This is a genomic window from Streptomyces sp. NPDC048523 (assembly GCF_043199815.1).
Lineage (GTDB): Bacteria > Actinomycetota > Actinomycetes > Streptomycetales > Streptomycetaceae > Streptomyces.
The window spans coordinates 83,850-96,161 of the sequence record NZ_JBICWQ010000009.1; the positions used below are offsets into that span (position 1 = coordinate 83,850).

Genomic DNA, 12,312 nt, shown 5'->3' on the forward strand with positions numbered 1-12,312 from the left:
CCTCGGTCCGACGGGAGCTCCAGGGTGTGGCACAATGGCTAGCTGTACTCGACAGCCGCACAGGAACCCTCTCGCCTCCGGCTGACGCGTCCATCGGGCACTCGGGTACCGCAACCCCACGCGGCCGTCTCGCCGTGCCCAACCACGTCAATTCCAGGAGAACCCACTCCCGTGGCAGTCAAGATCAAGCTGAAGCGTCTGGGCAAGATCCGTTCGCCTCACTACCGCATCGTCGTCGCCGACTCCCGCACCCGTCGTGACGGCCGTGCGATCGAGGAGATCGGCCTGTACCACCCGGTGCAGAACCCCTCGCGCATCGAGGTCGACTCGGAGCGCGCGCAGTACTGGCTGGGTGTCGGCGCGCAGCCGACCGAGCCCGTGCTCGCCATTCTGAAGAAGACCGGCGACTGGCAGAAGTTCAAGGGCGAGCCCGCCCCGGCTCCGCTGCTCCAGCCGGCCGAGAAGGCCGCGCGTCCCTCGTTCGAGGCCCTCGGTGGCGACGACGAGGGCAAGGGTGAGGCCATCACCCAGAAGAAGAAGGCTGAGAAGAAGGACGAGGCCGCGGCCGAGTCCGGGTCGACCGAGGCCTGAGCATGCTCGAGGAGGCTCTCGAGCACCTCGTGAAGGGCATCGTCGACAACCCTGACGATGTGCAGGTCGCCTCGCGCGACCTGCGCCGCGGGCGAGTGCTGGAGGTCCGGGTCCACCCCGACGACCTCGGCAAGGTGATCGGCCGCAACGGCCGCACCGCACGCGCCCTGCGGACCGTCGTGGGCGCCATCGGCGGCCGCGGTGTCCGCGTCGACCTCGTCGACGTCGACCACGTCCGCTGACGTCAAACGCAGCACCGGCTCGGGCCGGGGAGGGCCATCGGGCCGTCCCCGGCCCGTAGTCGTATGACAGGAGAGCAAGCACAGTGCAGCTGGTAGTCGCACGGATCGGCCGCGCCCACGGCATCAAGGGCGACGTCACCGTCGAGGTACGAACCGACGAGCCCGAACTCAGGCTCGCCCCCGGCGCCGTCCTGGCCACCGACCCGGCCTCCACGGGACCCCTCACCATCGAGGCCGGCCGCGTCCACAGCGGCCGTCTCCTCCTGCGCTTCGAGGGCGTGAAGGACCGCAGCGCCGCCGAGGCCCTCCGCAACACCCTCCTGATCGCCGAGGTCGATCCCGAGGAGCTGCCGGAGGAGGAGGACGAGTACTACGACCATCAGCTGATGGACCTCGACGTGGTCACCGCGGACGGCGTCGAGGTCGGCCGGATCACCGAGATCTCGCACCTGCCCTCCCAGGACCTCTTCATCGTCGAGCGGCCCGACGGCAGCGAGGTGCTGATCCCGTTCGTCGAGGAGATCGTCGCCGAGATCGACCTGGCGGAGCAGAAGGCGGTCATCACACCACCGCCCGGGCTGATCGACGACCGCGCCGAGATCGCGTCCTCCCGGGACTCCGAGGACTCTCAGGACTCCGAGGACGCGCAGGACTCCGAGGACGCGTCCTGATGCGGCTCGACGTCGTCACGATCTTCCCCGAGTACCTCGACCCCCTCAACGTCTCCCTGGTCGGCAAGGCACGCGCGCGTGGGCAGCTGAACGTGCATGTCCACGATCTGCGCGCGTGGACGTACGACCGTCACAACACCGTCGACGACACCCCGTACGGCGGCGGCCCGGGCATGGTCATGAAGACCGACCCCTGGGGGGACGCGCTGGACTCCGTGCTGGCGGACGGCTACGAGACGGGCTCGCACGCGCCCGCCCTCATCGTCCCCACGCCCAGCGGCCGTCCCTTCACCCAGGAACTCGCCGTGGAACTCTCCGAGCGCCCCTGGCTGATCTTCACGCCCGCGCGCTACGAGGGCATCGACCGCCGGGTGATCGACGAGTACGCCACGAGGATGCCCGTCCACGAGGTGTCCATCGGCGACTACGTCCTCGCCGGCGGCGAAGCGGCCGTACTCGTGATCACCGAGGCGGTGGCCCGGCTGCTGCCCGGCGTCCTCGGCAACGCCGAGTCGCACCGGGACGACTCCTTCGCGCCCGGAGCCATGGCGAACCTGCTCGAAGGCCCCGTCTACACCAAGCCGCCCGAGTGGCGCGGCCGAGGCATCCCGGACGTCCTGCTCAGCGGGCACCACGGCAAGATCGCCCGCTGGCGCCGCGACGAGGCGCTCAGGCGTACGGCGGCCAACCGGCCCGACCTGATCGAGCGCTGCGACCCGGCGGCCTTCAACAAGAAGGACCGCGAGATGCTCTCCATCCTGGGCTGGGCGCCGGACCCGGCGGGGGAGCCGTACGGACGATTTTGGCGCAGGCCACAAGCCGTGGAAGAATAGGCCCCTGTTGTGCGTCGTCCGGCGTGCGCCCCTGCCACAGGGGGACACGACGCCCGCCCCGACACGGACAGCCTCCTCACGAAACACTATCTACCGCCGATGACCTGTGGCATGGGCGAAGAAAGCAGACGAAATGTCTCACCTGCTCGACATCGTCGACTCCGCGTCGCTGCGTACCGACATCCCGGCCTTCCGCCCGGGTGACACCGTCAACGTCCACGTCCGCGTCATCGAGGGCAACCGCTCCCGTGTGCAGCAGTTCAAGGGCGTAGTCATCCGCCGTCAGGGTGCCGGTGTCCGCGAGACCTTCACGGTCCGCAAGGTCTCGTTCTCCGTCGGCGTCGAGCGCACCTTCCCGGTGCACACCCCGATCGTCGAGAAGATCGAGCTCGTCACCCGCGGTGACGTGCGTCGCGCGAAGCTGTACTACCTGCGCGAGCTCCGCGGCAAGGCCGCGAAGATCAAGGAGAAGCGCGACAACTGAGCGCCTCTCGGAGGTCACAGCGGGGCCGGATAGCATCTGGCTGCGATGGACACCGAAGCACAGTCGATGGAGCGCGACCGCTCCTCCCGCCCCGGACCAGGGGCCGCGGAGGGACGGTCGCGTTTCGCGTTGGTGTCGAGAATCACCCCGTGGCTGCCCGGCGGCTGGATCTCCCTGACTCTGCTGCTCTGCCTGGTCCTTCTTCTGCTGATCAGTACGTTCGTGGTCAGACCTTTCCAGATTCCCAGCGGATCCATGGAAAACGGATTGAGGATCGGGGACCGCGTTCTCGTAAATAGGTTCGCGTACCGTTTCGGTGCCGAGCCGCGCCGGGGAGATGTGGTCGTGTTCGACGGAACCGGGTATTTCGGGGACGGGGACTACATCAAGCGCGTTGTGGGCGTGGGGGGAGACCACGTGGTCTGCTGCGACACGAAGGGGAGGATCGAGGTGAACGGCCGGTCGGTCGACGAGTCGGGCTTCCTGTACCCCGGCGACAGCCCCTCCTCGGTGCCCTTCGAGGTCGAGGTGCCCGACGGCACCCTGTTCGTGCTCGGTGACCACCGCAGCATCTCCAGCGACTCCCGGGACCATCTGGGCTCACCGGGCGGCGGCATGGTCCCCGTCGGCGATGTCCTCGGACGGGCCGACTGGATCATCTGGCCCGCCGGCCACGCCGTCCGCCTGCACCGTTCCGACGCCTACGCGCGCGTGCCCGCAGCGGAGGGCGCGCATGGGTAACCGCGGCAAACCGCGCGGTGTGTCGAGCACCGCGGCCGACAATCTGCTGCCCACCGGCGTCCGGCGCTCCGCCAGTCCCACGGGTGGCCGCTCCCGCGCGGAGCGGCGCAAGCTCCAGCGCAAGGTGAAGCGGCGCAGAAGGCGCGGCGCGGTCAAGGAGATACCCCTCCTGGTCGGCGTGGCCGTCCTGATCGCCCTGGTCCTGAAGACGTTTCTCGTCCAGGCGTTCGTGATCCCGTCCGGCTCGATGGAGCAGACGATCCGTATCGGCGACCGTGTCCTGGTCGACAAGCTCACCCCGTGGTTCGGCTCCGAACCGAAGCGCGGGGACGTCGTCGTCTTCAAGGACCCGGGCGGCTGGCTCCAGGACGAGCAGACCACGACGAAGAAGGACGACCCCGTCGTCGTCAAGCAGGTCAAGGAGGGACTCACCTTCATCGGCCTGCTGCCGTCCGACAACGAGAAAGACCTGATCAAGCGGGTCGTCGGAGTCGGCGGCGACCGGGTCAAGTGCTGTGACACCGAGGGGCGGGTGACCGTCAACGGCGTTCCTCTGAGCGAGACGGACTACCTGTATCCCGGGAACGCCCCGTCCACCCAGCAGTTCGACATCACCGTCCCCCAGGGGCGGCTGTGGGTGATGGGTGACCACCGCGCCAACTCCGCGGACTCCCGCTCGCACCAGGACACCGACTACGGCGGCACCGTGTCCCTGGACTCGGTGGTGGGGCGGGCCAGGATCATCGCGTGGCCGTTCGGCCACTGGACCACGCTGGACGAACCGAAAACTTACTCTTCCATTGCCGACTCGGTGTCCGGGGCGACCGCGGCCTCCCAGCCGTCGCTTAGGGTTGCTTCCGACGATCCGAACGAAGCGATCCAACTCCCGAGCCCTGCGGAACTCCCGCTCGTTATGGGAGTGGTGGGCCTGCGCCGTACCTGGCGCCGGCGGCGGCACAGAGTAAGGAGTTGGCGTGGGGGATGTTGCGGTTGGCGCACGATCCGGGCACGACGGCGAGGAGCACCGCGGACGCCCCGTGGAAGCAGCCGACCCGGCCGCGGAGGGCGCCGTACCCTTCGGGAATGACCCGGCCGCGGGCGGCGAGGGGCCACCGGTGGACGAACCCCCCGGGACCGGCGGCGGTGGGACGGGCGGTTCCACGCCCGGGGCGAAGAAGCAGCGCTCCTTCTGGAAGGAGCTGCCCATCCTGATCGGCATCGCGCTCGTGCTGGCGCTGCTGATCAAGACGTTCCTGGTGCAGGCCTTCTCGATCCCGTCCGACTCGATGCAGAACACCCTCCAGCAGGGCGACCGGGTGCTGGTCGACAAGCTCACCCCGTGGTTCGGCTCCGAGCCCGAGCGCGGCGAGGTCGTCGTCTTCCACGACCCGGACAACTGGCTGGCGGGTGAGCCGGTGGCGGACCCGAACGCCGTACAGACGTTCCTGTCCTGGATCGGTCTGATGCCCTCCGCCACGGAGAAGGACCTCATCAAGCGCGTCATCGGCGTGGGCGGTGACACGGTCTCCTGCAAGGGCACCGGCCCGCTCAAGGTCAACGGCAAGGCACTGGACGAGGCGTCGTACGTCTACGCCGGCAACACGCCGTGCAGCCAGGACGACCAGGGCGGCCAGTTCACCGTGAAGGTCCCCAAGGGCTACATCTGGGTGATGGGCGACCACCGGCAGAACTCCCGTGACTCGCGCTACAACCAGTCGGACAAGCATCACGGCATGGTCCCGGTCGACGACGTCGTGGGCCGCGCCGTCGTGAAGGCCTGGCCGATCAACCGCTGGGGCACGCTGCCCAAGCCGGACACCTTCGACCAGGCGGGCATCAACGACCGGTCGTCCGCTTCGGCCGCCCTCGGTGTGGCTCCGCAGGGGATCGCTCTCGTCGGTGTGGTGCCGGTGGCGCTGTGGCGTCGCAGGAAGGCCGCCGTCGAGCAGGCCCGCTGAGCCCGGCCCTGCAGACCGGGCTGCCACGGCCCTGGTGAAAGCTTTGCGGAGCTTGTCGCTCCGTCCGGGCAGGAGGGGCTGACCCGCTCAGGTACCGCCGGGTAGGGTGCGGATCCATGGGTGGCGAGAGCACTACACGTACGGCCCCGCGCAGCGGGAGCACCAGCACGGGCCCGGTGGGCAGCCGGACCGGACAGCGACTGTCCGGACTGGCCGTCGCGCTGGGCCTGGTGCTGTTCCTCGGGGGATTCGTCTGGGGAGCGGTGGTCTACCTGCCGTACACCGTGCCCACCAGTTCGATGACGCCCACGATCGACGCCGGCGACCGGGTGCTGGCGCAGCGCGTCGACGGCGACGAGATACGCCGGGGTGACGTCGTCGTCTTCACCGACGAGACCTGGGTGAGCAACGCGCCCGTGGTCAAGCGGGTCGTCGCGGTCGGCGGCGACACGGTCTCCTGCTGCACGGACGGGAAACTGACCGTCAACGGCAAGAAGATCGACGAGACCTACCTCAAGGGCGGCCCGGTCGAGGACAAGACCATCCCGACCGTGAAGGTGCCCCAGGGCCGGCTGTTCCTGCTCGGCGACGAGCGCCAGGGCTCGCTGGACTCCTCCGCCCACCTCACGGACGCCGCCCAGGGCACCGTCGCCCGCTCGGCCGTGACCGCCCGCGTGGACGCCGTTGTCTGGCCCATGAAGGGCATGCTGGAGCGCCCCACCGGCTTCGAGCCCCTGGGCGCGCTCTCCTCGCCCGGCCCGCTGCGTACGATCTTCTTCCTGATCGTCGCCGGCGGGGCTCTGGTGCTGGGCGGCGGGGCGTACGGGCCCGTGGCCAAGCTGTTCGGCAGGGGCTCCCGGGTCCGTACGGAGCCCGTCGGTGCCCGCTGAGGCGCCGGCCGCGTCCGGGGATTCGCCCGAAGGCGCGCTGCGCAAGGTGGCCCGAGTGGTACTGCTCGATCCCGAGGACCGCATTCTCCTGCTGCACGGGCACGAGCCGGACGATCCGGCCGACGACTGGTGGTTCACGCCCGGCGGCGGACTGGAGGGCGACGAGACCCGTGAAGAGGCCGCTCTGCGGGAACTCGCCGAGGAGACAGGCATCACCGAGGTGGAACTCGGGCCGGTGCTCTGGCGGCGGATGTGCTCGTTCCCGTTCGCGGGCCGTCGCTGGGACCAGGACGAGTGGTACTACCTGGCCCGTACGACGGTGACGGCCACCCGGGCCACGGCCCTGACCGAGCTGGAGCGACGCAGTGTCGCCGGAGCGCGCTGGTGGACGTGTCAGGAACTGAGCCAGGCACATGAGACGGTGTATCCGACCAGACTCGCCGAGCTGCTGCGCAGGCTGCTCGACGAAGGTCCCCCCGCCGGGCCCGTGACCCTCGACACCGAAATCGTCTAGGTGCTGACGGGACTGGCGCACAATGGTGGGATCGCACGGCTGAAGGGGAACATGCCATGAGCGCCGAGGACCTCGAGAAGTACGAGACCGAGATGGAGCTCAAGCTCTACCGGGAGTACCGCGATGTCGTCGGTCTGTTCAAATACGTGATCGAGACCGAGCGGCGCTTCTACCTGACCAACGACTACGAGATGCAGGTGCACTCGGTCCAGGGTGAGGTGTTCTTCGAGGTGTCCATGGCGGATGCGTGGGTGTGGGACATGTATCGGCCGGCTCGCTTCGTGAAGCAGGTCCGGGTGCTGACGTTCAAGGACGTGAACATCGAGGAGCTGAACAAGAGTGATCTGGAGTTGCCGGGCGGGTGACGGGTGCTTTTTCGCCCGTGTGGGTGACGGGGTTTTCCACAACCGCTGAGTAGTCCACCAAGATCAACTCAGTGGGCGGGGTTGCGTGATCGTTGGCGCCGGAGGTGGTGCCGACATGAACGCACGCAGTGCACTCGGCAAGTACGGCGAGAGTCTGGCCGCGCGGCGGCTGACCGAGGCCGGGATGACCGTCCTGGAGCGCAACTGGCGCTGTGGCAGGACGGGCGAGATCGACATCGTGGCGCGGGACGGCGAGGTCCTGGTCGTCTGCGAGGTCAAGACACGGCGGGTGGGTGCGTTCGAGCACCCCATGGCCGCGGTGACTCCCGAGAAGGCGGAGCGCCTGCGGGGCCTCGCCGCCTGCTGGATCCATGCCCACGGAGGGGCGCCACCAGGAGGCGTCCGCATCGACCTGGTGGGCGTCGTCCTGCCCCGGCGCGGCGCGCCAGTCGTCGAGCATGCGCGGGGGGTGGCCTGAGATGGGGTTCGCTCGTACGTGCTCGGTGGCGCTGGTGGGCGTCGAGGGGGTCGTGGTCGAGGTCCAGGCCGACCTGGAGCCCGGGGTCGCGGCCTTCACGCTGGTGGGGCTCCCGGACAAGAGCCTGTCGGAGAGCCGGGACCGGGTGCGGGCGGCCGTCGTGAACTCGGGTGGTGAATGGCCCCAGAAGAAGCTCACGGTGGGACTCAGCCCGGCCTCGGTGCCGAAGGCGGGCTCGGGATTCGACTTGGCTGTCGCATGTGCCGTCCTGGGTGCCTGCGAGCGGATCGACCCGCGCGTGCTCGCCGACATCGTGATGATCGGAGAGCTGGGCCTGGACGGCCGGGTGCGTCCGGTCCGGGGCATCCTGCCCGCGGTGCTGGCCGCCGCGGACGCCGGCTACGTACAGGTCGTCGTGCCGGAGTGCGCCGCGGCCGAGGCCTCGCTGGTACCGGGGGTCTCCGTGCTGGGCGTCCGCAGTCTGCGGCAGCTCATCGCGGTCCTCGCCGACGAACCGGTGCCCGACGAGGAGCCGCACGAGCCGGGCCGCCCCGATCCGCTGCTGGCCGGCCTGCGGGTGCCGGGCACGGGCGCGGCGACGGGCATGCACAGCGCCGGAGCCGCTCAGCAGGACCACGGACACGACCTGGCCGACGTCGTGGGACAGACCTCGGCGCGCACGGCCGTGGAGGTCGCGGCGGCCGGGCGCCACCATCTGTTCCTGGAGGGTCCGCCCGGCGCGGGCAAGACGATGCTCGCCGAGCGGCTGCCCGCGGTCCTGCCCCCGCTGGCCCGGGAGGAGTCGCTGGAGGTGACGGCGGTGCACTCGGTGGCCGGACTGCTGCCACCGGGCAAGCCCCTGATCGACGTCGCCCCCTACTGCGCCCCGCACCACTCGGCCACCATGCAGGCGCTGGTGGGCGGCGGCAACGGCATCGCCCGTCCCGGCGCGGTCTCGCTCTCACACCGAGGGGTGCTCTTTCTCGACGAGACTCCCGAGTTCAACACCCAGGCCCTCGACGCGCTGAGGCAGCCACTGGAGGCGGGGCACGTGGTGATCGCGCGCAGCGCGGGTGTCGTACGGTTCCCGGCGAAGTTCCTGATGGTCCTCGCGGCCAACCCGTGTCCCTGCGGTCGCTTCTCGCAGACCGACGACTTCTGCGAGTGCCCGCCCTCGGCGATCCGGCGCTACCAGGCCCGGCTCTCCGGTCCGCTGCTCGACCGGGTCGACCTGCGGGTGCAGGTGGACCGTGTCACGCGTGACCAGCTTGCCGGACGCGGCGCCCGGGGCGAGTCGACCGCCGTGGTCGCGGACCGCGTGCGAGCCGCCAGGGAACGCGCGGCGACGCGCTTCGCCGGCACCCCGTGGCGGACCAACAGCGAGGTCCCCGGACGCGAGCTGCGCAACCGCTGGCACGCCGTGTCCGGGGCGATGGACGAGGCCGAGCGCAATCTGGAGCGGGGCGTCCTGACCGCCCGGGGACTCGACCGCGTCCTGCGCGTCGCCTGGACCGTCGCGGACCTCGTCGGACACGACCGCCCGGACGCGACGGACGTCGCCCTGGCGCTGCAACTGCGCACCGGAGTGCCCCGGGGCGTGCCCATGGCCATCGGGGCGCTGACGTGACCCGCGACGAACCCGACGACGAGCTGCTCGACCGCGTCTTTCTCGCTCGGGTCGTCGAGCCCGGTGACGAGGCCGCGGGGCGGTGGATCCGGGAATGGGGCGTGGAGGAGGTGGCCTCGCGGTTGCGCGGGTGCGGGGAGCCGCTGCCCGGGGTGAGCGAGAAGAGATGGAGCGGCATGCGGGCCCGGGCTCGAGTGGCCGAACCGCTCCGGGATCTCGCCGTCGCGTTCCGGGCCGGCGCCCGGTTCGTCGTTCCCGGGGCAGCCGAGTGGCCGGGACAGCTCGACGACCTCGGGGACGCGCGGCCGCTCGGACTGTGGGTGCGGGGGCGGCCCAGCCTGCGGATGTGGGCGCTCAGGTCCGTCGCCCTCGTCGGGGCCCGTGCCTGTACCGAGTACGGGGCCCACATGGCGGCCACCCTCGCCACCGGGCTCGCCGAGCTCGGGTGGGTCGTCGTGTCCGGCGGGGCCTACGGGGTCGACGGTGCCGCCCACCGCGGTGCCCTCGGCGCAGGCGGCGCCACCGTCGCCGTCCTGGCCTGCGGGGTCGACCGGCCCTATCCGCGCGGACACACCCAGTTGATCACCAGGATCGCGGAACAGGGCCTGGTGATCGGGGAGTTGCCGCCCGGCGATCATCCGACGCCCAGCAGATTCGTGCTGCGCAACAGGGTGATCGCCGCCCTCACCCGGGGCACCGTGGTCGTCGAGGCCGCCCACCGCAGCGGCTCACTGGTCACCGCCCGCGCGGCACAGCGGCTGGGCCGTCACACGATGGGGGTGCCCGGGCCGGCCACCAGCAGCCTGTCCGCCGGGGTGCACGAGCTGCTGCGCGGCGGCGCCACGCTGGTCACGGACGCCGCCGAAGTGGTGGAACTGGTCGGCGACATGGGGGAGCTGGCCCCCGACCGGCGCGGGCCCGTGCTGCCGCGTGACCTGCTGGACCCGGAGGTGCGCAGGGTTTTGTCCGCGCTGCCCGGGCGACGGGAGGCCGGCGTGGACGAGATCGCGCGCGGGGCACAGACGACCCGGGACGACGCCATCGCGAGACTGTACGAACTCCGTGCACTTGGTTACGTCGAACGACACGGCGACGGCTGGAAGTTGACACACCAGGCGATGATCTCCGTGCGGGGTGGCCGTGGCCCGTGTTGACCGAGCGTGTTCGGCCGTCCGGGGGAACCCCGAAGTCCTTGGGAATTCCCGCAGTTGAGGCGTTCCGTTGATCACACAGTGCGACGGCCCTGCCTCGCGGGAGCGGCCCGCGGAACGCGTCCGGGCAGGAACCCGGGCACACTGTTTGCGCACTGCGACTCCTCAGTCACGCTACGCTCACGGGGAATTCCGACGCACTTCACGTACATCGCGTACTTCACGGCAGAACGGCACAAGGCGACGAATGCCCCAGCACACTTCCGGGTCCGACCGGGCGGCGATCCCCCCAGCCGCCCGTGACGGTGGCAGCGTGCGGCCGCCCGCTCCCTCGACCCTCGACGAGCTGTGGCGGTCGTACAAAGCGACGGGAGACGAGCGGCTGCGAGAGCAGCTGATCCTGCACTACTCACCGCTCGTGAAGTACGTCGCCGGGCGGGTGAGCGTCGGTCTGCCGCCCAACGTCGAGCAGGCCGACTTCGTCTCCTCGGGGGTCTTCGGGCTCATCGACGCGATCGAGAAGTTCGACATCGACCGGGAGATCAAGTTCGAGACGTACGCGATCACCCGGATCCGGGGCGCGATGATCGACGAACTGCGGGCGCTGGACTGGATCCCGCGCTCCGTGCGGCAGAAGGCGCGCAACGTCGAGCGGGCGTACGCGACGCTGGAGGCACGGCTCAGACGGACGCCCACGGAGGGGGAGGTCGCCGGCGAGCTGGGGATCGCCGTGGACGATCTGCACGCGGTCTTCAGCCAGTTGTCGCTGGCCAACGTGGTGGCCCTGGAGGAGCTGCTGCATGTCGGCGGCGAGGGCGGCGACGGGTTGAGCTTCATGGACACGCTGGAGGACCCCGCCGCGGACAACCCCGTGGAGGTCGCCGAGGACCGGGAGCTCCGGCGGTTCCTCGCGCGGGCCGTCAACACCCTGCCCGAGCGGGAGAAGACCGTGGTGACCCTCTACTACTACGAGGGACTCACGCTCGCCGAGATCGGGAACGTGCTCGGAGTTACCGAGAGCCGGGTCAGCCAGATCCACACCAAATCAGTGCTGCAACTGAGGGCGAAGCTGGCCAGTTTCGGCCGCTGACCTGGCCTGACGGCCTTCCGTTCATGGCCGGTCGGGTGGAGTGACTCCCGTCGGCGGTGTCGCGTCCGTACAGTGGTTGACGTGCCAAGGATTCGAGCGGCCTCCGTGGCCGAGCACCGGTCGATGCAGCGAGCCGCCCTGCTGGACGCGGCTCGCTCTTTGCTGTCCGAGGGCGGGACGGAGGCGCTGACCTTCCCGGCTCTCGCCGAGCGGACGGGGCTCGCGCGCTCGTCCGTGTACGAGTACTTCCGGTCGAGGGCCGCCGTGGTCGAGGAGCTGTGCGAGGTCGACTTCCCGGTGTGGGCCGCGGAGGTCTCGGCGGCGATGGCCGCGGCGCAGGGGGCGGAGGCCAAGGTCGAGGCGTATGTCCGGCGGCAGCTGACGCTGGTGGGGGACCGGCGGCATCGGGCCGTCGTCGCCATCTCCGCGAGCGAGCTGGATGCGGGAGCCCGGGAGAAGATCCGGGCGGCGCACGGCGGACTGGTCGCGATGATCGTAGAGGTGCTCGGCGATCTGGGGCATGAGCAGCCTCGGCTGGCGGCGATGCTGGTGCAGGGCGTGGTGGACGCGGCGGTGCGGCGGATCGAGCTGGGGGCCGCGGAGGAGCCTTCGGTGATTACCGAGGCCGCGGTTTCCATGGCGCTGCGGGGCGTGCGGGGCTGAGGCCCGTCCGGGCT

General features: G+C 70.3%; 16 protein-coding genes. All 16 read left to right on the top strand.

The window, feature by feature from the left end:
• The first annotated feature begins 171 nt into the window (after positions 1–171).
• The 16 genes from rpsP (at position 172) to ACGFWE_RS35980 (ending at position 12,298) form a co-directional block, all read left to right on the top strand.
• A complete protein-coding gene (rpsP, locus tag ACGFWE_RS35905) occupies positions 172–591 on the top strand; it encodes a 30S ribosomal protein S16 (RefSeq protein WP_352389425.1) in 420 nt (139 codons plus the stop codon).
• A 2-nt stretch (positions 592–593) separates the two neighbouring features.
• Positions 594–833, top strand: a complete 240-nt coding sequence (locus ACGFWE_RS35910; RefSeq protein WP_005479813.1) for an RNA-binding protein — start codon at positions 594–596, stop codon at positions 831–833.
• An 83-nt stretch (positions 834–916) separates the two neighbouring features.
• Positions 917–1,504 carry a ribosome maturation factor RimM gene (gene rimM, locus ACGFWE_RS35915; protein ID WP_393604295.1) on the top strand — a complete coding sequence of 196 codons (588 nt, stop codon included), beginning with the start codon at positions 917–919 and terminating at the stop codon, positions 1,502–1,504.
• Entirely contained in the window at positions 1,504–2,337 is an 834-nt protein-coding gene (trmD, locus tag ACGFWE_RS35920) for a tRNA (guanosine(37)-N1)-methyltransferase TrmD (protein ID WP_352389427.1), read from the top strand. Before rimM ends, trmD begins: the two co-directional genes overlap by 1 nt.
• A 133-nt stretch (positions 2,338–2,470) precedes the next feature.
• A complete protein-coding gene (rplS, locus tag ACGFWE_RS35925; RefSeq protein ID WP_069765421.1) occupies positions 2,471–2,821 on the top strand; it encodes a 50S ribosomal protein L19 in 351 nt (116 codons plus the stop codon).
• Between the two features lie 45 nt (positions 2,822–2,866).
• Positions 2,867–3,562, top strand: a complete 696-nt coding sequence (lepB, locus tag ACGFWE_RS35930) for a signal peptidase I (RefSeq protein WP_352389428.1) — start codon at positions 2,867–2,869, stop codon at positions 3,560–3,562.
• The gene (gene lepB / locus ACGFWE_RS35935) at positions 3,555–4,649 is read left to right on the top strand and encodes a signal peptidase I (protein WP_352389429.1); all 1,095 of its coding nucleotides are present in this window, start codon (positions 3,555–3,557) and stop codon (positions 4,647–4,649) included. Before lepB (ACGFWE_RS35930) ends, lepB (ACGFWE_RS35935) begins: the two co-directional genes overlap by 8 nt.
• Positions 4,537–5,520 (top strand): signal peptidase I, encoded by a 984-nt coding sequence (gene lepB / locus ACGFWE_RS35940; protein ID WP_393604298.1) that lies wholly within the window; start codon positions 4,537–4,539, stop codon positions 5,518–5,520. The genes lepB (ACGFWE_RS35935) and lepB (ACGFWE_RS35940) overlap by 113 nt, the downstream gene beginning before the upstream one ends.
• 116 nt (positions 5,521–5,636) lie before the next feature.
• Positions 5,637–6,410 (top strand): signal peptidase I, encoded by a 774-nt coding sequence (lepB, locus tag ACGFWE_RS35945; RefSeq protein ID WP_352389431.1) that lies wholly within the window; start codon positions 5,637–5,639, stop codon positions 6,408–6,410.
• Positions 6,400–6,924, top strand: coding sequence for an NUDIX hydrolase (locus tag ACGFWE_RS35950; RefSeq protein ID WP_352389432.1), 525 nt, complete (start codon positions 6,400–6,402; stop codon positions 6,922–6,924). The genes lepB (ACGFWE_RS35945) and ACGFWE_RS35950 overlap by 11 nt, the downstream gene beginning before the upstream one ends.
• 56 nt (positions 6,925–6,980) lie before the next feature.
• Positions 6,981–7,289 (top strand): DUF2469 domain-containing protein, encoded by a 309-nt coding sequence (locus tag ACGFWE_RS35955; protein ID WP_003965949.1) that lies wholly within the window; start codon positions 6,981–6,983, stop codon positions 7,287–7,289.
• 115 nt (positions 7,290–7,404) lie between these two features.
• Positions 7,405–7,767 carry a YraN family protein gene (locus ACGFWE_RS35960; RefSeq protein WP_352389433.1) on the top strand — a complete coding sequence of 121 codons (363 nt, stop codon included), beginning with the start codon at positions 7,405–7,407 and terminating at the stop codon, positions 7,765–7,767.
• Position 7,768: 1 nt separating this feature from the next.
• The gene (locus ACGFWE_RS35965; RefSeq protein WP_393604301.1) at positions 7,769–9,394 is read left to right on the top strand and encodes a YifB family Mg chelatase-like AAA ATPase; all 1,626 of its coding nucleotides are present in this window, start codon (positions 7,769–7,771) and stop codon (positions 9,392–9,394) included.
• Positions 9,391–10,548, top strand: coding sequence for a DNA-processing protein DprA (gene dprA / locus ACGFWE_RS35970; RefSeq protein WP_393604303.1), 1,158 nt, complete (start codon positions 9,391–9,393; stop codon positions 10,546–10,548). Before ACGFWE_RS35965 ends, dprA begins: the two co-directional genes overlap by 4 nt.
• Before the next feature lie 244 nt (positions 10,549–10,792).
• Positions 10,793–11,635, top strand: a complete 843-nt coding sequence (gene whiG, locus ACGFWE_RS35975; RefSeq protein ID WP_352389436.1) for an RNA polymerase sigma factor WhiG — start codon at positions 10,793–10,795, stop codon at positions 11,633–11,635.
• 105 nt (positions 11,636–11,740) lie between these two features.
• Positions 11,741–12,298 carry a helix-turn-helix domain-containing protein gene (locus ACGFWE_RS35980; protein ID WP_352389565.1) on the top strand — a complete coding sequence of 186 codons (558 nt, stop codon included), beginning with the start codon at positions 11,741–11,743 and terminating at the stop codon, positions 12,296–12,298.
• Positions 12,299–12,312 lie beyond the last annotated feature (14 nt).